This window comes from Mucilaginibacter sp., assembly GCF_039935595.1.
GTDB lineage: Bacteria > Bacteroidota > Bacteroidia > Sphingobacteriales > Sphingobacteriaceae > Mucilaginibacter.
Genome location: NZ_JBDTJZ010000128.1, coordinates 1 through 23,531 on the forward strand (window position 1 = coordinate 1; position 23,531 = coordinate 23,531).

The following is a 23,531-nucleotide window of genomic DNA, read 5'->3' on the forward strand; positions in this document are numbered from 1 at the left end:
AGTTTCTCCTGATAAGTCTTTTTGCCTTGCATGATCTAAAATAATAAATGCAAGAAATTTATACAAGCTATGTTATCAACACCTTGTTAGTTGCGCAACAGCCTCTTAGATGAAAAAGAACCAAAAAATCAAGTCAGAAAAAAGCTTCATCCCACAGGCCATACTCCCTGGCCCGCTTTTCTGACAGGCCTTTGCCCGCTTTTTTTCTCGGTTAGGTTAATGTGTACGTATTTATTAATGATTCCAAACCCGTCAGCAGAAAAGCTTCGGGTGAAATCAGGTAAAACAATGATGGCCTGTGCGGTTGCAGGGCATTGCAAATTTTTGCTAAAGCATGGGTATAAGAGCGAACGAAGTGGGGCAAAAATATTGCCGCCCAGGTTTTACCTGATTTGCAGGGCAAAGGCCACGTGCGCAAGAAGCCTCTCTGCTGACTTGATCTTTTGGTTACTTTTGTATCAAGACAAAAGTAACAGCCTCCGCGGTCCCGATAGCTATCGGGAAGCGGGACGATGCTTGTCATTAACTACTAAATATTGGGGCTACGTCATATGAAGCTTAATTACTGGGAGCACTTTAATGCAGCTCCAAAAATTCTTTAGATCGCCGTTTCTCTATGGGTATTTTCATAAACTCTTTCCTACACGAATCAATATACAGGGCAAGGTTAAAATTATGCTGGTATACTTCTACCGGGGGCATATAAAGGATACTGAAATTTTGTAGTTCCTGCCCGTCGAGGTCAATATAATTTTTTAGGTTTTGTGCCGAAAATATTTTAGCGATAGCGTTTTGTGTTTCTTCCCGTTCAATTTTCCGGGCACTTGCTGCTTTCTGTTTGGTTTTGGCAGGGGTAAATAGCTTGAGGGTTAGGCCTCCTATCTGGTTACCGTGGTCGTCTGTAGTGTACTTAACCGTTTGGCCCCCAAAAGGCCCTGGCGCTGACGGAAATACCAGCTGCCCCAGATGGGTACGGGCACTTTGAACTTTAACTTCGTTAAGTTGGGTTTGGTTGGGCTGCAGGTAAACCTTTACCGTGTTTAAATTAACCAGGTAAACCGTATCAGCCAAATAAGTGGGTGCGGTGTAAACTATCCTATCGCCCGGGGCGGCTTCAATAGCAAACCTGCCCAGCGAGTCGGCCACCGCAGATCGTTGCTTCTTAATATTGGTAACCTTTACTTTAGGGATGATGGCTTTGGTGGCATTATCAAATATTTGCCCTTTTAAGGTGCTTTGCGCATACACACCATGGCTTAAAACAAACAGCAGTATAACACAAACAAGGTATTTAACAGTGGTGCAGGTATTTAGGTACATGGTTAATTGAAAAAATACAATTTACCAATATAACTGTTTGGGTTAATTAATATTGTTTGGACACCCTAATTAAGGACTGTTAGCTAAAGCCTTTAACAGTAAATAACGCTACCGGTTATCGTAGCAGTCGGCCGGGGTTGTAGGCTACCAGGTATTGCAGGCTTTGGTCGGGCAGACTGGCAGCACCTATTGAATTTTTTATTCCAGATCGTAAGTTTGCCGATTGGTCTTTCACCAACCTAAAAAGCTCTGATAATACTTCGGGCAATACTTTTACAGACACGGTAGGATAATACCGTTTTTCTAAGTCTATCTTTCCGCTATCTGATACAGCGCTTAGTTCCCAGCCTTCTTCGGGTTTAAAACCAAACTCGGCCGCACAATTGTTAAGGTCATATACATACACCATAGCCTGATGATCAGTTGATTTGTTTTTCATGTTTATTGTTGTTAGCAGCAGTAAGTAAAATATACCTTACACCTTGTAAAGGGTATTAGGCGGTATAAGGGTAGCATAGTAAAAGCAAATAGTAATGCTAAGAGAAGTATTCCTTTTGGGGATTGTGTAAAGTTAACCTTTTAAAGCCCGGCATTGTCATGCCATTAACATATTAACTGATATGACAACCTCGCCCCCTCAATATTAAACAAAAACAGCCGGACGTGGTAGCCCGGCTGTAAACAAACTCAAGTTATAAACTATATCTATTGTTCGTTCAGCGTAAAGTTGAAAGGCAGCACATATTTAACCCGCACCAGATGCCCGCTTGCCATGCCGGGTTTCCAGGCTTTGGCCAATTTTAAAACCCGAACGGCTTCCTCATCCATACCATAGCCCGCTCCCCTGTCAACCATAATGCTTGACAGATGCCCGTCCTTCTCTACCACAAAGGTTACTAACACCCTGCCGCTTATGCCTTTTTCGCTTGCTTCGCCGGGATAGCGTAGGTTCTTTTGCAAAAACTTATTCCATGCTGCTGCTCCGCCAAAAGGTTCGGGCATAACGTCAAGTCCGGTAGTGTTGTGTATGGTTTCGTCTTGTTTTATGCCCGTCGTTTCGGCTGGGCCTGTTGCCGTGCCTTCGGCAGGCAGATTGAGCCCTGTACTACCCGGTATATTAATAGTTTCGGGCCCAATGGGTATGTTATCAGCAATTGGCGGCGGCGTAGTGGCAACCGGGTCTGGCGCAACTACAGGTACCTTAAACTCCTGCATACTCTGTGGATGAGCGGCAGGCTGTTGTTTGGGAGGTTCTACCTTGGGTGGTGTAATGGGTTTAACGGTAGCAAGCTCAACAACTGTTGCCGTAAGAGGCGTTATTACAGCTTTTGAGCGCACAACAATGCTTCCCGCTATAAAGGCGGCTGTAACACTTAAAAAGGCAATCCCCATGGCTTTAACCATATAGGCATTATGATGTTGCCTGATGTAGTAAGCGCCATATTCTTTGTTGCGTTTAGCAAATACAAGTTCGAGCCACTCGGACTTGCACAGATCAAAATTTGAGATAAGCATAGCGTTGAAATTTTGGTTTATACCTATAAAACGCTATTAAATGAAGAAATGTTGCGTGATAATGCAAATAAAACTAAAAAATTAGGTAACATTTTTATCACACAAAAAAACCGGGCTTTAAAGCTATCGGGTTAGCACTTTAAGTCCGGTTTTATCAATTACAAAAAACAAAATCAATATTAACCGCCCATAATAAAATTAAATGTCATTGGGCATTTTACACGTACGGGGACGCCATCCTTATAACCTGGTTTCCAAACCTTTGATAGCTTTAAAATACGCACAGCTTCTTCATCCATGCTTGTGCAGGCACTTTTTTCGACAATAATATTGGTTATAAGTCCGCTTTTTTCAACCACAAAACTTAATGCTACATTACCGTGGTATTTAACGTCGATAGCATCTTTGGGGTATTTCAGGTTTTTTTGCAGAAAGGCAATCCAGGCGGCGTTGCCGCCAATAGGCTCGGGTTTGCTTTCAACTGTTAAAGGGGTATAAACGTCGTTATCTCCTACTGGCTGTGCATCTGTACCATTACTATTTCCGGCCTCATCGGCAATACTGTTATAATCGTTACCGTTACTGGCAGAAAGGTCAATATTTTGAGGGCCGGCAGGCGCATTATTTATTATTTTTATGGGTTCAACTACATTAGGCTTATTTGAAAATACAGGCAGTAAAATTTTTTGCATAGTAGCCGGGCTGTTTGCCACCTGGTATGTTGGTTGCTGCGCCTTTGGTGCAACATAATTACTCAATTCAATTGTAGTAACACGCAACTGGGGTTGCGCAGTAGCAGCATTATATTTAATCATCACATCGCCCAGCATTAATGCTATAATAACGCTCATAAAGGTAATGCTCATTACCTTTATCATAATACCTGCATGTTGCTGTCTCAGGCTGTATGCACCGTATTCTTTGTTCCGGTTTTTAAATACCAGATCAATCCATTCGGCTTTACATAAATCTAAATTTGAAGCAAGCATAATACAATTGTTAATTATTGGTTATTACGCTCATTCAATTATAAAGGTTACACCATTGTTAAAAAGATTTATTTTATTTTTAATAATAGCTAATATATATCATAAAAAAGCCGTTACGAGTTATCCCGTAACGGCTTTAAACAATAAGTGTCAGTTAAAAATTCTGCTTTTTGTTAACTTAGAATGCGTATACCGCTGCTAATAAAAATTGAGAAGCAGATTGGGTTGGAACACCATTACTATCAGTAAATATTTTGTTTTTTCCATTGTCAAACCTTACCTCAGGTATAAAAGTGAGCGGACCTGATTTGATGTTTGCAGTGGCAGTTAAAGCAGTTATGCTCGAACTTGGGGTAGCACCAACTGCTTTAAACTGGAAGGACTCTCCTCTTAGGCCTAAAGTAACAGTTTTAGAGACAGCTAATTGAGGGTATAATGCAACACCACTATAGTTAGCTGCACCATTACCTGATTTAGTTGCAGCATTTAAGCCTAATTTAAAGGCATCTGTTATTTGGTAAGCAGTAGTTAAATCAAGCACAGTACCTGAAGCCGGTCCACTTAGAACATTTAAATAAGCAGACCATCCTTTTGCAGGCGCCAACATTAATTGCGCACCTAAAGTGTTTATTCTGCCTCCAGAAGTATAAACGTTCCACATATCATTGAACACGCCCACCATTAAACTTGCAGCTGGCGAGAAAGTAAATGTAGCTTTAACACCTGCATTCTGGAATGGACCTGCAGAGAATAAGTATGAAGTTGAATAGTTAAAATTTCCTGCTGGCGAAATAACCTCATAACCTACAATTGTAGCCATATAACCCGCAGTAAGGTTAAACATATCGGTTACATCATAAGAAACATATAAGTTTTCAATATGGTTGGCTGGAACAGGTAAAGAAGCATCGCTACGCGGGCCGAAAGATAGTTCGCCTACAAAAGATGCTTTACCAACTTTTTTCTTTAAGGCAAGGTCAACCATACCTATTGAAAATGAATTTTGCTCATTTCCATAATATGTTAATCCTGCGCCGGGAAAGCCTATGTTATTATGACCGGAAAAATCATACTTATAATAAGCGTCTACTGAACCTGAGATCACCAGGGGTGCGTCACTGGTGGTTTTAATAGTATCCTGGGCTTTTGAAGCAAAGCTAAAAGCTGATACTGCAAGTAATAATAGTAAGATTTTTTTCATGAGATTTGATTTGATTGATATAATTAATTAATTGTTGTTTTGCTTTTTTAAAAAATCTGGTCTGAAACAAAACCGTTTCAGCGATATTAATATTGTTTGTTTTTAAAATACCCCCTGCATAATTGTCATTTGTTTAATGATCAGTTTTTCAAAAATCAACCAATCATGCAGGGGATATATATTTTGTTGTTAAGCAGTTACCTTGACGCCTTTGTCAAATAAACCACTTAAGTTAATGTCTTCATCTTGTAGTGGGTAAGCTTCCATGCCGTGATCAAATACATCCAAACCGCCTATGCCAAGTTCGCCATGTTCTTCAACACGCAGTCTCCATGGGTTAGGTAATTTGTTAATGATATACATCATAACAAGTGTTACCACAAATACCGCTATTGCAATAGTAAAAGTACCTATGGCCTGTGCTTCAAGAATGCTTGCACCGCCACCATAAAACAAACCGGTAACAGGTGTAGTATTGTCAGCACCTACCGGGCCTGTTACACCATATTGGCCTGATGCAAATAAACCCAATGATAATGTACCCCATATACCAGCAAAACCATGTACTGAAACAGCTCCAACCGGATCGTCAATACGAAGCCATTCAATAAAGTTCATACCAAAGTACACTACAAAACCGGCAACTGCACCCAGTAAAGCTGCACCCAGCGGGCTCACCCAGTAACAAGGGCAGGTAATGGCAACTAAACCAGCTAAAACCCCATTTAGTGTATAACCTAAATCAAATTTTCCTTTGGTAGACCCCCACCATAAAGCTGCAAACATAGCAGCCATACCACCGGTACAGGCAGCAATTGTAGTGTTGGCAGCAACGCGGCCAATACCTTGCATATCCATAGCAGATAGTGTACTACCCGGATTAAAACCATACCATCCAAACCATAGTAAAAACGTACCGAAGGCTGCTAATGGCATGTTATGGCCGGCAGGCATTCCGCCTTTTTCTTTATCATCGCGTGCAAAAATTCTTCCTAAACGCGGTCCTAAAACTATTGCCCCTGCCAACGAAGCTATACCACCTATAGTATGTACAACTGTTGAACCTGCAAAGTCACGGAAACCTTGTCCTAATGATGGCAGGAAGTTACCTGTTGATCCCATAAGTGCCAGGAAACCATCCGGACCCCAGGCCCAGTGACCGATAATTGGGTATATAAAACCTGTAATACCTATACTGTAAATAATATCTCCGCGGAAACTTGTACGACCAATCATTGCACCAGAAACAATGGTTGAGCAAGTATCAGCAAAAGCATATTGGAATATCCAGTGAGCTAAGATCGGAATACCGGTTGCTTCATAAGTTAAAGGTGTATTTTGCAGGAAGAACCAATCTTTTCCATCTGCTCCGCCCCAGCCAATAAAGCCATTACCATGGCCAAACATAAATGCGTAACCAACAGCATAAAATAATATACCGCACAAACAGGTATCATAAATACACTCCATCAAAACGTTTACAGTTTCTCTTTTGCGGGCAAAACCAGCTTCAAGCATTACGAACCCGGCCTGCATACCAAATACAAGGAATGCGGCGACCAATGTCCAAACTGTGTTAATTGAATTCATCATTGTTGTTTCGTGCGCGGTAAAGGTATCAGCAGCATGAGCTGATGTGCCAAATACACCTGGCAGTGTTAACATTGCGGCTACCACTAATGATAACCCGATCATTTTTCCCGCTAAGATGGTTGCACCCAGCCCCCATTTTTCACGCGTCAACCCCTTAATTGATGTGAGCAGACTGAACTTTGTTTGTTTTTCTTTCATTTTTTTGTTGATTTTGTTGATTTAGTTAGTTATATTAATATTATAAAATGTGTTTTTTAATAAAGTAGTTAGTTTTTGGCAAAAAATCGCTTTATATTTTAAAATTGTTAATAGACAACAACGTTCTTTATTATAATTTTCATAAAATTAGACATGATTTTTAATAAAACAAAATTTTTAATCGTTTTTTTTCAACAAATATCATTTTTATTGTGAAAAACGGTAAAAAAAGCAATTAAATGCATTATTTAAAGCAGTTTTTTAATTAAAAAATATACTTTTTGAGAGTTTTAAGATTAGAATAGCATTAAAAACAACCATTTCAATCATACTATTTGGTCAATTTTTACAAAAAGAATGAAAAATAACACACAACATTACCAAAAACGCGTTTAATGTTGATAAATAGAAAAAATACAACTCCAATTGTTTGCATTATCATTAAAACAGGTTTATATTTATTAAGTGGTGAATAACTTTTATTTCATTGCTCATATTTTAAACTATAATTCTATTTTTGAGGTAAAACCCAATATTTATAATCCAAATCATGCCCAATATCAGATTTCAGGCACTTCAAGCTGTGCAAAACCGAACCATACCCGAAGTAAAGATCCCTTCATTGAAAATTTCTGATTTCTTCAATTCGAATGTTTTCGACAAAAAGAAAATGAAGGAGTACCTTTCTAAAGAAGCATATCAGGGTATAGTAAACTCTATTGATAAAGGTGAACCAATACCTCGCGACATGGCCGAGCAGGTAGCATCGGCTATGAAATCATGGGCTATGGGTAAGGGTGCCACACATTATACACACTGGTTTCAGCCGTTAACAGGCACAACTGCCGAAAAACATGACGCTTTTTTTGAACCTACAGGTGATGGTGGCTCTATAGAAGTATTTTCGGGAGATGCGCTGGCACAGCAGGAGCCTGATGCTTCCAGTTTTCCAAGCGGGGGCATTCGTAATACTTTTGAAGCACGGGGCTATACCGCCTGGGACCCATCGTCGCCGGCATTTATAATGGGCCGTACTTTATGTATACCTACCGTGTTTGTATCATATACCGGCGAAGCATTAGATTATAAGGTACCTTTATTAAAAGCTGTAAATGCTTTAGATAAAGCAGCGGTTGATGTTTGCCACTATTTTGATAAAAGTATTGAAAAAGTAAACGCTTCGCTTGGTATTGAGCAGGAATATTTCCTGGTGGATATTGCGTTGTTTAATGCCCGCCCCGATCTGCATTTAACTGGTCGTACTTTATTTGGCCACATGTCGGCCAAAAACCAGCAGTTAGAAGATCATTACTTTGGCTCCATACCCGAGCGTGTATACGCCTTTATGCAGGATATGGAAACAGAGGCCCTGCAATTGGGTATACCGTTAAAAACAAGGCATAATGAAGTAGCGCCTTCACAGTTTGAGTGCGCCCCTATTTATGAGGAAATAAACCTAGCTATTGACCATAACCAATTGCTGATGGACCTGATGGACAGGATTGCCAAGCGCCATAACTTTAAAGTGTTGCTGCATGAAAAACCCTACGCGGGCATCAATGGCTCAGGCAAGCACAATAACTGGTCAATGATAACCAACACAGGTAAAAACTTGTTATCGCCGGGCAAAACACCTAAAAACAACCTGATGTTCCTTACATTTTTTGTAAATACCATTAAAGCGGTATATGAACATGCCGACCTGTTAAGGGCATCAATAGCATCAGTAAATAACGACCACCGTTTGGGAGCTAATGAAGCACCTCCGGCCATAATATCTATATTTTTAGGTTCGCAATTAAGTGATGTGCTGGATGAGATAGAAACATCACGCATCAGCAAAAAAATAAAGGATGATGCTTTGCTATGGCAGGGTATCCCTAAAATACCGCAAATATTAAAGGACAATACCGATCGCAACCGTACATCGCCATTTGCATTTACAGGTAATAAGTTTGAGCTGCGTGCGGTGGGCTCGTCGGCCAACTCGGCCAGCCCTATGACTATTTTGAACCTGATAGTTGCCGACCAGTTGAAGAAATTTAAATATGATGTGGATAAGCTGATACGTAAAGGCGAGAAAAAAGACGTAGCGTTGCTTATAGTTATTAAAAAATATATTAAAGAGTCAAAAGCTATACGTTTTGAAGGCAATGGGTACAGCGAAGAATGGGAAAAAGAAGCCGCAAGCCGCGGCTTAGCCAACATTAAAACTACGCCCAAAGCGTTAGATGCGTTGATATCTGAAAAAAGCGATGTGCTTTTTGCCGAAACCGCTGTATTTACTAAGCGCGAAGCTCATGCCCGTCATGAAATATTATTAGATGCCTTTTATAAAAAACTACAAATTGAGTCACGCGTAATTGGCGAAATGGCAACAAATCTTATTTTGCCTGCAGCTATTGAGTATCAAAGCAATCTGGTAAATAGTGTTAAAGGCTTAAAAGATATTGACTTCCCTGAAACGGCTTATAAAGCGCAGATAGCAATCATCACTAAAATATCTGAGCATATTAACGCCGTTAAAGAAAACGTAGAAGCAATGATACAAGCACGTAAAAAGGCTAATATTATTGAAGACCTGCGTGAAAAAGCAATTAGTTATGATGAAAACGTTAAACCATTCTTTCAGCCTATACGTTATCATGCCGATAAGTTAGAGCAACTGGTTGACGATTCGTTATGGCCGCTGCCTAAGTTCCGCGAATTGTTGTTTATATAAAAGCAAGAAAGCCTTCCTAAACCGGAAGGCTTTCTTGCTTTTATATCAGGCTTTTTCTAACTCCTTTTGTTCTTCCTCTTTTTGCTCTTCTACGTCCAGATCGCGTATGTACATTATTTTTAAATGATCGTAAAAAGAATGCTTATCAATCAATATAGCTATCAGACTTGCTACCATACCGGCCAATATTAACTGAAAAATAACATTGTGCCTGTCGGTCATTTCTAAAACCAATATGGTTGAGGTAAACGGTGACCGCGTTACGCCTGTAAGGAAGCCAACCATACCTGCCAGTATAAGTAAATTGGTGTTGGTTTCTGATGACTGGAACCAGCCGGCCACCCACGAACCGATACTTGCACCTGCGCCTAACGCCGGTGCGAATATGCCGCCCGCCGCACCGGTAGCAAATGAAAGTATTGGACCAAATATGCGCAGTAAAGGCATATACCAAATTGAATATTTATCAGAGGTAAATAATACCTGCTGCATCAGTTCCTTACCCGAACCCAGAATGCCATAATCTATAAAGCAAGCGATTGTGGCCATTATAAGCGCGCAAACTACTATATACAGCACATGCTGGTAATTAAACTTAAATCTTGCTTTCCACATCATCAACCTTAAAATGATTTTCGACATGATGCTCCCCGCCAGTCCTGATAGCGCCGCAACCACTACCACACCCAAAAATATCAGGTTGTGTAAGCTGCCCATTTTGGGGTAGCCTAAATAAAGATACGGACCCAATATACCCTGCGCCGTTAAACCCGCAATAATTACAGACGAAAATATGGCTGTTTTAAAATAACTAAAATGTGTTTTGGTTAGCTCTTCAATGGCAAATACAATACCGCCTAATGGTGTATTAAAGGCTGCGGCAAGGCCAGCTGCAGCACCTGTTATTATCATACTGCTTTTAGCCAGTTTTGGCCACCACTCAGGCAGTAGGCTATTTATCTTTTTATATATAGAGGCGGCTATTTGTATTGTTGGGCCTTCCCGCCCTATGGCACCGCCGCCAATGGCCATAACTAAACTTGACAGCATTTTTACCACAATAATGCGGATGCTTAGCAACTTGCTTACTTTTTTATCAGTATTGGGGTTTGAGATTTCAATTGCGGCCATAACCTGCGGTATACCGCTGCCGCGCGCATAGGGCGAAAATAATTTCACCATCAACCAGGCACCTACAAAACAAACAGGTGTTAAAATAAACAGCCACCACTCGTGTTGTTTAAAAACAAAGGTGGTAAGGCTTTCGGCCAATACAAAAAGGCGGGTATAAACTACAGCTACTAATCCTGTAATTATTGAAGCTATCCAAAAAGGGATGGCCTGAAGCACATTCTTTTTCCATTCTTCATTTCTAACCCTGTCAAATGATCGTTTTAAAAAGGTGCGGGTAGTTGCGGTACTTGTTTTTATCATGAGGGAGTTATTCTCGGGTATTTGCAAAAGTAATCAGTTTGATGTTTAAAATAGTATTAAGCCTTATATTTGTGGATGATTTCTTCCCAAAGATATGATCAAAGAGGTGTATCGGCCTCTAAAGATGATGTACATAATGCCATTAAAAACATTGATAAGGGCATTTTTCCGAAAGCATTTTGCAAAATAGTACCTGATATATTAACTAACGATGATGCCTACTGTAATATTATGCACGCCGATGGCGCAGGCACAAAATCATCATTAGCTTATACCTACTGGAAAGAAACCGGCGACATTTCGGTTTGGCGGGGCATAGCACAGGATGCTATTATTATGAACCTTGACGATTTGCTTTGTGTTGGCGCTACGGATAACATTCTGCTATCGTCAACTATTGGCCGTAATAAAAACCTGATACCGGGCGAAGTTATAGCTGCCATTATAAACGGCACCGAAGAAATATTAAGCGAATTAAGAGATGCCGGTATAGGCATATATTCTACCGGAGGCGAAACCGCTGATGTAGGCGATTTGGTACGCACTATTATTGTGGACTCAACCGTTACCTGCCGGATGAAACGCGAGGATGTAATTTCAAACGACAGGATCATTCCGGGTGATGTAATTGTAGGCTTATCATCATACGGGCAGGCAACTTACGAGAAAGAATATAACGGCGGCATGGGTTCAAATGGATTAACATCAGCCCGTCATGATGTATTTAATAAAACTATAGCCGATAAATACCCCGAAAGCTATGACGCCGGGATACCTTATGAGCTCGTTTTTTCAGGCTCGAAAAAGCTAACAGATAATATTGACATTGGTAACGGACAATCAATTACCGCGGGTAAGCTTGTATTATCGCCTACACGCACCTATGCGCCCATTATTAAAAACATTTTAGATAATTATCGCAGCCAGGTACATGGCATGGTACACTGCAGTGGCGGCGCGCAAACCAAAGTATTGCATTTTGTAGAGCAACTGCATATCATCAAAAACAACCTCTTTCCTATCCCTCCGTTATTTAAATTGATACAGCAAGAATCAAAAACCAGCTGGCAGGAAATGTATAAGGTATTTAACATGGGGCACCGCATGGAGCTTTATGTACCGCAACAAATAGCTAATGATATTATCAAAATATCGCAAAGCTTTGGCGTTGAAGCGCAGATCATAGGCCATGTAGAAGCCGCTGATAAAAAGCAGGTAACTATACAATCAGAATTTGGAGAGTTTGTATATAATTATTAATGGGGATTATAAAACATACATTTAAACTCAACAAAAAAATCCCCGTTCGTAACACACGAACGGGGATTTTAAATTATATATTACTTACATATTTAATTATGGAACCAACACAAAGTTTGTACCATCAAAATTAAAGGTTTTCTTAGCTGTAATATTACTGCCATTATAGGCCGAGTATGTGATTACAAATTTTTGATTCAATACTGCAGTAGTGAATTTACCTTTCAAGAAAACCGCTATACTTGCTGCAATTTGATCATCTGTCCATGCAGTTGCGCCACTTTGAATATTATAATTCCCATATTGTGCCAGGTTTCCTGTTGCTGCAGTACTGGCAACGTTAGGTTGTGCTGTACCGATACCTTTCATATCAGCCGTTGTTAACGTATAATTTACCGTATTATCGGCAACCCAAACGCCATTGGTTTTAAGGAATTGTAGAGGAGTTGACGCAATAGGTGCATAAATCCAGTTGGTACCATCGTAAGTTAATGTTTGTACCCTTTGCGAAGTAATTTTAGCTGTACTGTTATAATAATTATAACTCACGTATTTCACATCGCCAAATTTTGCAGTTGCAGCAACTTTCGCGTCATTTTTAAGGAAAGAGGCTAAATATCCATTAACCGCTGCCTGGCCATCGCCATTAACAAACTGGTTAAAATTACCATGACCGGCAGCAGCATATTGAGCTGCTGATACAGTGTAAATTTTAGTCCATACCCCGTTAAGATACAAGAATGAATCTGTTGTAAGCACACCAGAAGATGGAGTTACGCCCGAAAGAAAATAAAGGTATGTTAATACAGACAATTGATTTGCTACAGGTGTTGGGTATTTATAGTTTAAAAATAACAATACCTGCGCATCTGAATAATCTTTAAAAGTTGTACCGGTAACAGCTTGTGCTGCTACGTAGTCGGTTGGATTAATTACCGTGTAATTAACATTAGCAAAAGTAGTATCTGCGGGTACAACATTAGGATTAAACACACCGTATGTTACAAGGGCCGATGATTTATCATTGTAGGTTGCATTTGGATATTTTACGGCTAAAATAGCAGGTATACTGGCTGCCGCATCTGCCGAGGTTTTATAACCAAATAATGTTTTTGCATAATCAGCAGACGGCAAGGTAGCATAATCAGCAGCGGTAAGTGTTACTGCACCAATATTTACAACCGGGGCAGGCGGTGCCTGCGGTGTCGGCAAATCACCTAATTGTTTATAGGTTTTATCCAGTGGGTTACAGGCAGTAAATGTTGCGGCAGCAACTACAAATGCCAATAAATAATATAGTTTTTTCATAATATCTTTTTATATAATTAAAACTGAACTTTTAATGTAGTATTATATAACCTGCCTACGCCGTAATTAACATTTAAGGTACTTAATTGTGAGGCATAAGTTGCGCCCGGTACAGGAGTCTTGTCAAGTCCTTCGGCCAGGTATTTAGTATTTAACAAATTATAAACGTTGCCAATAAATGACGCGTTTAAGCCGGCAATTTTAAACCTGTAAACAATATTAAGGTCAATAGTTGAATAGCTAGGTAATTGTACCGGCACATATGGTGTACTTGCAAACGCTGTACTAAGCGTACTCATATCATACGATGCAAAGAAGCGGCTATAATAGTTCATATTGCTACCTATTCTTACCTGTGGCAACACATCAACATCTAAACCTAAAGCAGCGCTGGTTTGCGCGTTTGACGCAGCAGAACTTCCAAAATCGCCTATAACCAAACCATTTAACGGCAATGAATTAATTACAGTTGGTGTAGTGCCTGGTTTATCACTACCCACCAAGCCTGAGCCTGAGTTAGAAGTATAATGATAATCACCAATTGACAACATACCGCTTAAGGTTACAATTTTTACCGGGCGGAATTTAGCATCAACCTCAATACCCTGGTGTAATTCATTAATACCGTTTACATTACCGTACGGAATAGAACCATCCTGATTGACAGGGCCTGAAATAGCTTTAGCTCTGTCTTTATATTCAGAACGGTATAAATTTACGTTAGCGCTAAACATTGAACTTTTATAGCCATACCCTAATTCATAGCTGAATAATTTCTCAAGCGTTTTAGTATCGTTTATACCTGTTGTTTTAGCATTTGGGAAAACGGTAGCAATAAGCGGTGGTTTTTGTACGGTACCAATGTTAGCAAAAATGTTATTATGCGCATCAATATTATAGTTAGCACCACCCTTTACCTGAAAACCAATAAAGTTAACCCAAGGGGATTTGTTTGCCGGGTTTGAAGCTAAATAATCAAAATAGTCTATTTTTCTGTTGCTGGTATTATTAACACCAACAGTGACAAAAGCTGACAAATCATTTTTTACATATTCGGCTTGCGCAAATGCGCCTTCAGAGAAAATATCATATTTATAATATTGATTGATCTTATCTCCAACTACGGTATGCCTGTTTGGGTTATTAACGTCAGTATTATCTACCCAATATGAACCGCCTAAAAGATTATTTAAAACATAAAAGTTATCTCTGGTATAACCTCTCAGGTCAACACCGGCAAGTAGATTAATATCTTTTATTTGCTTTTTAAACGTACTTATCAACCCATATTGTTTATGGTCATTTTCGGCCTGGTTCATATAGGTGGTAGAAGCGCCGTTAGTATTTGACATATTTGTTTTAACAATGGCGTTAAAATCAATAGGCGAGTAATAATCACCCAGTCTAGGCGCTGTTTGGCCTGGGCCTAAGCCTGATTGAGAACCTGTAAGGTATACGGCAGCACCTGTACCGTAAGAATAATAAACCACGGTTGATAAAGATGATGTTTCGCTGATCTTCCAGTCGTGGCTCAATGAAAGCAATGGTTTATTATACCTGTTAACTTCGGCACTAAATTTTTCACCATTTAAAATACCCCAGTCAGAATTAAATCTTTGTTCGCCTTGCGGTGCGGCACGGTAGGTGTTTATAGTTTGATAAGTATACCTTTGACCATGATTTTGAGAAGCACCCATAAAGTTTAAAGACAAGGTTTGATTTTTGCCTAATATTTTTGATATGTTGGCAAAATAACTATACCCTGTATAATACAAACCTTCAGCATTTCCGTCGCCTGTACTTTTTGACAACAAGAACGAAGTGGCCCAGCCACTTTTGGTTAAACCCGTTGAATAAGAAATAGCGGTTTTTAAAGCATTATAACTACCTATTGATTGTGATATAGAACCCCCTTCTTCTGTTTCGGTACTTTTTGTGGTAATGTTAATAGTACCACCCAATGACGGAACAGCCACCCGCGAAGCACTTAAACCACGTTGTACCTGAACTGAAGTAGTCACATCTGCTAAACCGGCCCAATCATTCCAGAAAATTTTTCCGGCTTCAGCATCCTGAACAGGTAAACCATTTATTAACAAGGCTAAATTATTGCTATTAAAGCCACGAATAGCTATCCTCGAATCACCATAACCACCACCACCTCTACTTACCGTTACACCGGGTGTAGATTTTAACAATTCAGGAAACTCTGCCAAACCACCTTTTTCTTCAATAAACTTTGCGCCTACTGTTGAAACAGCAATAGGTGTTTGCCTGTCTATAGCAAGAGAGGAGTTAGCGTTTACTGTAACCTCCTGCATAGCCGAAGTAGTAGGATCAAGCGTTATTACACCTAATTTACTGTCGCTGGTTGTTATTTCCTTGCTGATGTAGCCTATATAAGAAAATACCAGTTTAACGCTGCCTGTTGGTACAGATAGTTTAAAAGAGCCGTCAAGACCTGCTGATACGCCTTGCGTTGTTCCTTTAACAATAACCGTAGCACCAATAAGAGGCTCTTGAGTTTGGGCATCTAATAATGTGCCCGTAATTAATTTTTCGCCGCTTCTTTGTGCAAACGCAACTGACAGGCTAAAAATGGAGATTAGTAGAAATAGTAAATACTTCCTCATACTTGTTTGTACTTTATGATAAATAAATCAATTAATTGCAACAAATATAACCTTACATACTATTGGTAATATTAAATTAATGTTAATATTTATTATATATTTTTCAACATTTAACAAGCTTTGCCAAAATGTATTAAATAATATCACCTATTTAATATAAATATTGCATTTTCTATGTGTATTTTAAACACTATCCTATTTAATTAGCACTTTAACGTCAAAAAAGCATAACGGTGCAATCATTTTTCTTCATTTGCACCCTTTTACTTAGCTTTGCCATTCAAAAAAACAATAGCTAAAAATCTATGAACTACGATGTAATTGTTATAGGGTCGGGCCCGGGAGGTTATGTGGCTGCTATCCGTGCTTCTCAGCTCGGTTTAAAAACTGCAGTAGTTGAAAAAGAATCACTAGGTGGTATATGCCTTAACTGGGGCTGTATTCCCACTAAAGCTTTATTAAAAAGCGCGCAGGTATTTGAATATATAAACCACGCCGCCGATTACGGTATTACCGTACCAAACCCGGGTGAGGTTGATTTTGAAAGCGTTATAAAACGCAGCCGCGGTGTTGCCGATGGCATGAGCAAGGGTGTTCAGTTTTTGATGAAGAAAAACAAGATCGATGTAATAATGGGTTTTGGAAAACTGAAAGGCAAAGGCGTAGTTGAAGTTAAAAATGATGAGGGCACCAAAGAGGTCACCGCCAAACATATCATATTAGCCACTGGTGGCCGCTCGCGCGAGTTACCAAATCTTAAACAGGACGGCAAAAAGGTAATTGGCTACCGCCAGGCCATGTCATTACCTACGCAGCCAAAATCAATGATCGTAGTTGGTTCGGGCGCTATAGGGATTGAGTTTGCTTATTTTTATAACTCAATAGGTACCAAAGTTACCGTGGTTGAATATCTGGATAACGTGGTACCGTTAGAGGATGAGGAAGTTTCTAAACAATTAGGTCGCATACTTAAAAAGCAAGGTATCAATATCATGACCAGCGCTAATGTTGAAGCTATTGACAGTAGTGGTGACCTTTGCAAAGTAACGGTAAAAACAGCTGCGGGCACCGAGATATTAGAAGCTGAAATTGTATTATCAGCCGTAGGAATATCTACCAATTTAGAGGGTATAGGTCTGGAAGAAACAGGCGTTAAAACCGAGAAAGGCAAAGTTTTGGTTGATGATTTTTATAAAACCAACGTTGAAGGCGTATATGCCATTGGCGATATTGTTAAAGGCCAGGCCTTGGCACACGTCGCGTCGGCCGAAGGTATTATCTGTGTTGAAAAAATTGCAGGTCATTCGCCTGAACCGCTTGACTATAATAATATACCGGGTTGTACTTATTGCAGCCCAGAAATTGCATCGGTTGGCTATACCGAGAAGGCTGCACGCGAAGCAGGTTATGAATTAAAGATCGGCAAGTTCCCGTTCTCAGCATCAGGCAAGGCAAGCGCGGCAGGAGCAAAAGACGGATTTGTTAAGGTAATTTTTGATGCCAAATACGGCGAGTTTTTAGGCGCGCACATGATAGGTTTTAATGTTACAGAAATGATTGCCGAAGTAGTTACCGCACGTAAGCTGGAAGCAACCGGGCACGAGATCATCAAATCGGTACACCCGCACCCTACCATGAGCGAAGCTGTAATGGAAGCAGCCGCTGAGGCGTATGGAGAGTGCATACACTTGTAGCCCCCCAGCCCCCTGAAGGGGGAGCAAAGGGTTAATATTATAATATATAATCAATTATTTAACTATCGTTCCCCCTTCAGGGGGTTAGGGGGCTAATGAACTTATACATAATAGATACAGGTCTGTTTAAATTAGATGGCGGCGCCATGTTTGGTGTGGTACCCAAAACTATCTGGAGTAAAACTAACCCTGCCGATGAGAACAACCTTTGCACCCTTGCTATGCGTTGTCTGCTGATAGAAGATGGTGACCGACTAATACTAATTGACACCGGCATAGGTAACAAACAGGACGAAAAGTTTTTTAGTCATTATTATTTGCAAGGCGATGATAGTTTGGATAGCTCATTAGCCGCGTTAGGTTTTAGCGCTAATGATATTACGGACATCTTTCTAACCCACCTGCACTTTGATCATGTAGGCGGGGCCGTTAAACGCGACGGAGACACGTTGATACCGGCTTTTAAAAATGCAACTTATTGGAGCAACCGGCAACACTGGGATTGGGCCGTAAACCCTAATGCTCGCGAAAAAGCATCATTTTTAAAGGAAAATATATTACCCATTGAACAAAGCGGACAACTAAAATTTGTTGATGTACAGGATGGCGTTAGGTTTACCGATAATATACACATCCGTTTTATAAACGGTCATACCAAGGCCATGATGCTGCCGCTGATAACTTATAAAGGAAAACAAATTTTGTATGTGGCCGATTTGGTACCTACGGTAGGGCATATTCCTCTGCCCTATATTCCGGCTTATGATATGTTCCCGCTGACAACCCTCGATGAGAAGAAAAAAATTTTAGATGATGCGGCAGAAAAAGAATTTATTTTATTTTTTGAGCACGATGCCGTGAATGAATGCTGCACCGTGCAGCAAACAGAAAAAGGGGTACGTTTAAAGCAAGTTTTTAAGTTAACCGATATATAATTTGCTAATTGTAAAGCCCTCAAAAACCGTGCTATTTTTTACAAAAAATTGATATAATGTAATCTTTTTTTTATATGAAATTATAGTGAAAATTCTTCATAACAATTTCATACCTTTGCACGTTCAATTCTAAAGTTAAAAGAATCGAGGTTAATAAAATAAATGAGACAACTCAAGATAACCCAATCCATTACCAACCGTGAGTCACAATCACTTGATAAATATCTTCACGAAATTGGTAAAGTTGACCTAATCACAGCCGAAGAAGAAGTAATATTAGCACAAAAGATACGTGAAGGCGACCAGGCAGCATTAGAGCGCTTAACAAAAACAAACCTTCGTTTTGTGGTATCAGTAGCTAAACAATACCAAAATCAGGGCTTAACCCTTGGCGATTTGATAAACGAAGGCAACTTAGGTTTAATTAAGGCGGCTAAACGCTTTGACGAAACCAAAGGATTTAAATTTATATCATACGCCGTATGGTGGATACGTCAATCAATATTACAGGCTATTGCCGAGCAATCGCGTATTGTGCGTTTGCCATTGAACCAGGTAGGTTCATTAAGCAAAATAAGCAAAGCATTTTCAAAACTTGAGCAGGAATATGAGCGCGAACCTTCACCCGAGGAGTTAGCAGACATGCTTGAAACAACCGTTGACAAAATATCTGACACGCTAAGTAACTCTGGCCGCCATGTATCTATGGATGCACCGTTTGTGCAAGGTGAAGAAAACACGCTGTTAGACGTACTGGAAAATTCAGAACCAAATACTGATTCGATTTTAATTAACGAATCCTTATCTGAAGAGATCAAACGTTCACTATCAACATTAACCGAGCGCGAGCGCGAGATAATTGTATTATTTTTCGGCTTAGGTACCAACCATCCCCTATCGTTAGAGGAAATTGGCGAGAAATTCAACCTTACCCGCGAACGTGTTCGTCAGATAAAAGATAAAGCACTGCAAAGGCTGCGTCATACTTCAAGAAGCAAGATCCTGAAATCATACTTAGGATAATTTTTAGAATCAAGAGGTAAGAGTAAAGAATCAAGAGAGAGCCGGATTTCGATAAGAAGTCCGGCTCTTTTTATTTTACTTACAATAATTTGCACTTTCAACTGTTTAATAGCATCACAATTTAACATAGTTGAAACGCTTAGCCATACTTACACTTCAATATTATAGGTCGCTGCTGGTTTACAATATGGCGTTCACATCGCTTATATTCTTCCTTTTTTATTTTGGTGCCAGGATGACCGCGATAGTTTTTTTATTCGCTAAAATAGTCGGACTGGTGTGCGCTTGCGGCTTACATTATTATTCAGCTAACGAGACTTATTACTATTACCGTAACGCAGGCTATAAAATGTGGTCAATATATATGGGGGTGTTTGTGATGGATGTAATCCTATACGCGATATTAACCTCAATACTACTGCTATGCTCACACTAAAGGTAGACAGCGTACAACTGGAGTTTGACCGCCGCAAGATATTGCAGGATGTATATTTAAACTGCACCCAGGGCCAAATTATAGGCTTGTTGGGCCGTAACGGATCGGGCAAGTCATCGTTGTTAAAGATCATTTTTGGTACACTTACACCCGGTTATAAATATGTAGGTATTGATGGCGAATACATAAAAAAGGGATATATAAATAACCGCATAGCCTATCTGCCGCAGCATAATTATTTGCCAAAAGGTATTAAAATAAGCACATTGGCCAAAATGCTGGTTGATGAATATTACTGGGATGAGTTTACCGAACTCCCCATCTACCAAAACCATTATAACAAAACAGCAAGCCAATTATCGGGCGGCGAACTACGTAAGTTGGAAACCATGATGGTAGTTTATAATAAAGCTGATTTTATTTTACTGGATGAGCCGTTTACCCATATATCGCCCATACAAACAGAGGAATTTAAACCCATTTTAAAGCGCTGTGCTCAACGCAAAGGCATTATTGTAACCGATCATCAATACTACAATGTTTTAGATATCAGCGATCATATTATCCTGTTAAATAGCGGCTGCACAAAACATATTAATCATGTTGATGAATTGGTAGCTTACGGTTATCTTAGTGCTACAAATCAATAACCTATATGACTATCCCCATTTACCAGGCCGATGCTTTTACCGACAAGCTTTTTGGCGGCAACCCTGCAGCTATTTGTCCGCTTACCGAATGGCTGCCCGACGATGTGATGCAGCAAATAGCCAAAGAGAACAACCTGGCCGAAACTGCATTCTTCGTAAAAAATGATAAGGGTTACTTATTACGCTGGTTTACAACTGAATACGAGATAGATCTTTGCGGCCACGCCACTTTGGCAACGGCGCATATATTATTTACTGAATTAGCATATAGCGGCGACACCATATATTTTGAAACCGTAAAAGCCGGGACCCTTGTTGTTAAAAGGGACGGCGATAAATATACGATGGATTTCCCGACGCGCCCGCCTATACCTATAGAGATACCCAATGGTTTGCAGGAAGCTTTAGGCGATAAACAACCCGTAGCGATATTGCGCTCAAGGGATTATTTTGTGGTTTACGAGACCGAAGACGATGTACGGGACATTACTCCCGATTTTTCGGCCCTTGCAAAAATGGATACCGTTGGCGTAATTGTTACCGCTCCCGGCAACGAGGTTGATTTTGTATCGCGGTTCTTCGCACCGGGCGCTGGTATTCCCGAAGATCCCGTTACGGGCTCGGCACATTGCAACCTGATACCTTATTGGGCCAAAAAGCTGGGGAAAAACAAACTGCACGCTTACCAAATATCAGCCCGAAAAGGCGAACTATGGTGCGAACTTAAAGGCGACCGTGTATTAATGAGCGGCAAAGCGGTTACTTATTTAAAAGGCGAGATTTACGTTTGAGCAGAAAGGCAAAAGCTAAAAGCATAAAGCTTTGGTCTTTCTGCTTTTAGCTTTCTGCTCAATAAGCTACCGTCATCTGCCCTTTTATGTGCTGCGGCTTTTCAATTTCATCCAACACCGCCGCGGCATAATCCTCCATGGTAATAAAACTTTGGCCATTACCATCCTTTAAAAGCTGGTTGCCACCCGTACGAAAAACGCCCGTGCGATCGCCAGGTTCGATTTCGGCGGCCGGACTTATTACTGTCCAGTCCAGGTCCTGTTCGGCCATATAAAATTTTAACGCCTGGCGGTGCGCTTCGGCAGTTGATTTATATTCCTCCGGAAAAAAAGGCATATCAATTAATTGCTTACCAGGTTCAACATATAAGCTGCCTGCCCCGCCTACTACTATCAGGCGTTTAACATGTGCCTGTTTTAAGCCTTTTATTAACGGCACAGCCACCTCGGCAATGGTCGACGCAGGTATATCTTTTGGCGGGCTATACGCGCTTACAACAGCATCCTGGTCAAATGCTCCCGTCTCTACATCCTGCGCCCTGAACAGGTCACCTTTGGCAACCTTTAAATGGTCATGTATGTAAGCATACTCTTCCGGGCGACGAACTATCGCGGTTACATCATGCCCACGGTTTAGGGCCTCTTTTACTATGCGGCTGCCAATACGGCCGGCAGCTCCAAATACAGCTATTTTCATATATTGTAGTGAATGGTTGATTGAGTTTATTAGGTAAATGGTTACAGTTGTTTGTTTAACCACTTAACTTAAGCAACCTAATAAACTACTCACCAATCATAAGCAGCAATTACCTTAAATGTTTTATGATTTTTGATTTTTTTATGATTAATTTGAAGGCTCGAATTTTTTAGAACGAACAGGGATTAAATGCAGCTTACACAGTTAGAGATCAAGGGCTTTAAAAGCTTTGGCGATAAGATCACCATTAACTTTAATGAGGGTGTTACCGCTATTGTTGGCCCTAACGGCTGCGGCAAATCAAACGTGGTTGATGCTATACGCTGGGTATTGGGCGAGCAAAGCACACGTATGTTGCGTTCAGAAAAAATGGACAATGTTATCTTTAACGGCTCAAAAAGTCGTAAACCCGCTAACCTTGCCGAAGTATCTTTAACGTTTGACAATACCAAAAACATACTCCCTACTGATTATTCGCAGGTTACGCTTACCCGCAAGCTATACCGCACCGGCGAAAGTGAATATCGTTTAAACGATGTACAATGCCGGTTAAAGGATATAACCGACCTGTTTTTAGATACCGGCATAGGATCTGACTCGTACGCTATCATCGAGTTAAGGATGATCGAGGAGATCATATCCAACAAAGAAGGCTCGCGCCGTAATTTGTTTGAAGAAGCATCGGGGATATCCAAATATAAACTTCGCAAAAAGCAAACTTTTAACAAGCTTAAAGATACCGAGGCCGACCTGGAACGCGTGGAAGACTTACTTTTCGAGATAGAGAAAAACCTGAAGATGCTGGAGAACCAGGCCAAAAAAGCCGAGCGTTACTATCGTTTAAAGGAACAGTATAAAACGTTGAGTGTTATGCTGGCTTCGTTCCGCATTGTATCATTCAGCGATTCATTAAACAAAATTGAGCAGCAGGAACAAAAGCAACGCGAAGAAAAATCAGGCATAGTAACCCATATTGATACTTTAGAAGCCGCCCTGCAACAGCAAAAACTGGATAGCCTTACCCGCGAAAAAAACCTGGCAGCGCAGCAAAAGGCAACTAACGAGTTTGTAAGTAAAATTCGCGCTTACGAAAGTGATAAGAAGATAAAGAACGAGCAGCTTAAGTTTCAAC

General features: G+C 40.3%; 18 protein-coding genes. 8 read left to right on the forward strand and 10 right to left on the reverse strand.

All coding sequences use genetic code 11. The features are described from left to right. Nucleotides 1-576: 576 nt before the first annotated feature. The 6 genes from ABI367_RS08625 to ABI367_RS08650 all read right to left on the reverse strand — a co-directional run bounded on the left by ABI367_RS08625 (nucleotide 577) and on the right by ABI367_RS08650 (nucleotide 6,816). Complete coding sequence (locus tag ABI367_RS08625; protein WP_462228014.1) at nucleotides 577-1,320, reverse strand: peptidase associated/transthyretin-like domain-containing protein; 744 nt, start codon at nucleotides 1,318-1,320, stop codon at nucleotides 577-579. Between the two features lie 115 nt (nucleotides 1,321-1,435). Further along, on the reverse strand, nucleotides 1,436-1,759 hold the full coding sequence (locus ABI367_RS08630; protein ID WP_462228015.1) for a hypothetical protein: 324 nt from the start codon (nucleotides 1,757-1,759) through the stop codon (nucleotides 1,436-1,438). 266 nt (nucleotides 1,760-2,025) lie between these two features. After that, nucleotides 2,026-2,835, reverse strand: a complete 810-nt coding sequence (locus ABI367_RS08635; protein WP_462228016.1) for an energy transducer TonB — start codon at nucleotides 2,833-2,835, stop codon at nucleotides 2,026-2,028. Nucleotides 2,836-3,014: 179 nt separating this feature from the next. Beyond that, on the reverse strand, nucleotides 3,015-3,824 hold the full coding sequence (locus tag ABI367_RS08640) for an energy transducer TonB (protein WP_462228017.1): 810 nt from the start codon (nucleotides 3,822-3,824) through the stop codon (nucleotides 3,015-3,017). 178 nt (nucleotides 3,825-4,002) lie between these two features. Further along, nucleotides 4,003-5,025, reverse strand: a complete 1,023-nt coding sequence (locus tag ABI367_RS08645; RefSeq protein ID WP_462228018.1) for a porin — start codon at nucleotides 5,023-5,025, stop codon at nucleotides 4,003-4,005. A gap of 189 nt (nucleotides 5,026-5,214) precedes the next feature. Then, on the reverse strand, nucleotides 5,215-6,816 hold the full coding sequence (locus ABI367_RS08650) for an ammonium transporter (RefSeq protein ID WP_462228019.1): 1,602 nt from the start codon (nucleotides 6,814-6,816) through the stop codon (nucleotides 5,215-5,217). 550 nt (nucleotides 6,817-7,366) lie between these two features. Between ABI367_RS08650 and ABI367_RS08655 the strand changes: the two genes are divergently transcribed. Beyond that, nucleotides 7,367-9,538: a glutamine synthetase III family protein gene (locus ABI367_RS08655; RefSeq protein WP_462228020.1), complete on the forward strand. Its 2,172-nt coding sequence runs from the start codon at nucleotides 7,367-7,369 to the stop codon at nucleotides 9,536-9,538. A 45-nt stretch (nucleotides 9,539-9,583) separates the two neighbouring features. Here ABI367_RS08655 and ABI367_RS08660 read toward each other — a convergent pair whose 3' ends face one another. Beyond that, nucleotides 9,584-10,972, reverse strand: a complete 1,389-nt coding sequence (locus tag ABI367_RS08660; protein ID WP_462228021.1) for a chloride channel protein — start codon at nucleotides 10,970-10,972, stop codon at nucleotides 9,584-9,586. Nucleotides 10,973-11,047: 75 nt separating this feature from the next. Between ABI367_RS08660 and ABI367_RS08665 the strand changes: the two genes are divergently transcribed. Beyond that, complete coding sequence (locus ABI367_RS08665) at nucleotides 11,048-12,232, forward strand: AIR synthase related protein (RefSeq protein WP_462228022.1); 1,185 nt, start codon at nucleotides 11,048-11,050, stop codon at nucleotides 12,230-12,232. 96 nt (nucleotides 12,233-12,328) lie between these two features. On the opposite strand, the gene ABI367_RS08670 is transcribed toward ABI367_RS08665, so the two are convergent. Continuing rightward, on the reverse strand, nucleotides 12,329-13,540 hold the full coding sequence (locus ABI367_RS08670; protein ID WP_462228023.1) for a hypothetical protein: 1,212 nt from the start codon (nucleotides 13,538-13,540) through the stop codon (nucleotides 12,329-12,331). Nucleotides 13,541-13,557: 17 nt separating this feature from the next. Continuing rightward, entirely contained in the window at nucleotides 13,558-16,173 is a 2,616-nt protein-coding gene (locus ABI367_RS08675) for a TonB-dependent receptor (RefSeq protein ID WP_462228024.1), read from the reverse strand. A 305-nt stretch (nucleotides 16,174-16,478) separates the two neighbouring features. On the opposite strand from ABI367_RS08675, the gene lpdA reads away from it, so the two are divergent. The 5 genes from lpdA to ABI367_RS08700 all read left to right on the forward strand — a co-directional run bounded on the left by lpdA (nucleotide 16,479) and on the right by ABI367_RS08700 (nucleotide 21,702). After that, nucleotides 16,479-17,867, forward strand: a complete 1,389-nt coding sequence (gene lpdA, locus ABI367_RS08680) for a dihydrolipoyl dehydrogenase (RefSeq protein ID WP_462228025.1) — start codon at nucleotides 16,479-16,481, stop codon at nucleotides 17,865-17,867. Nucleotides 17,868-17,962: 95 nt separating this feature from the next. After that, entirely contained in the window at nucleotides 17,963-18,802 is an 840-nt protein-coding gene (locus tag ABI367_RS08685) for an MBL fold metallo-hydrolase (RefSeq protein ID WP_462228026.1), read from the forward strand. A gap of 162 nt (nucleotides 18,803-18,964) precedes the next feature. Next, nucleotides 18,965-19,825, forward strand: coding sequence for a sigma-70 family RNA polymerase sigma factor (locus ABI367_RS08690; RefSeq protein WP_144250350.1), 861 nt, complete (start codon nucleotides 18,965-18,967; stop codon nucleotides 19,823-19,825). A gap of 423 nt (nucleotides 19,826-20,248) precedes the next feature. Then, complete coding sequence (locus ABI367_RS08695) at nucleotides 20,249-20,911, forward strand: ATP-binding cassette domain-containing protein (RefSeq protein WP_462258067.1); 663 nt, start codon at nucleotides 20,249-20,251, stop codon at nucleotides 20,909-20,911. Nucleotides 20,912-20,916: 5 nt separating this feature from the next. Continuing rightward, nucleotides 20,917-21,702 (forward strand): PhzF family phenazine biosynthesis protein, encoded by a 786-nt coding sequence (locus tag ABI367_RS08700; RefSeq protein ID WP_462228028.1) that lies wholly within the window; start codon nucleotides 20,917-20,919, stop codon nucleotides 21,700-21,702. 58 nt (nucleotides 21,703-21,760) lie between these two features. On the opposite strand, the gene ABI367_RS08705 is transcribed toward ABI367_RS08700, so the two are convergent. Beyond that, complete coding sequence (locus tag ABI367_RS08705; RefSeq protein WP_462228029.1) at nucleotides 21,761-22,399, reverse strand: NAD(P)-dependent oxidoreductase; 639 nt, start codon at nucleotides 22,397-22,399, stop codon at nucleotides 21,761-21,763. A 189-nt stretch (nucleotides 22,400-22,588) separates the two neighbouring features. On the opposite strand from ABI367_RS08705, the gene ABI367_RS08710 reads away from it, so the two are divergent. Further along, on the forward strand, nucleotides 22,589-23,531 hold a 943-nt coding region (locus ABI367_RS08710; RefSeq protein ID WP_462228030.1), incomplete at its 3' end, for a chromosome segregation SMC family protein.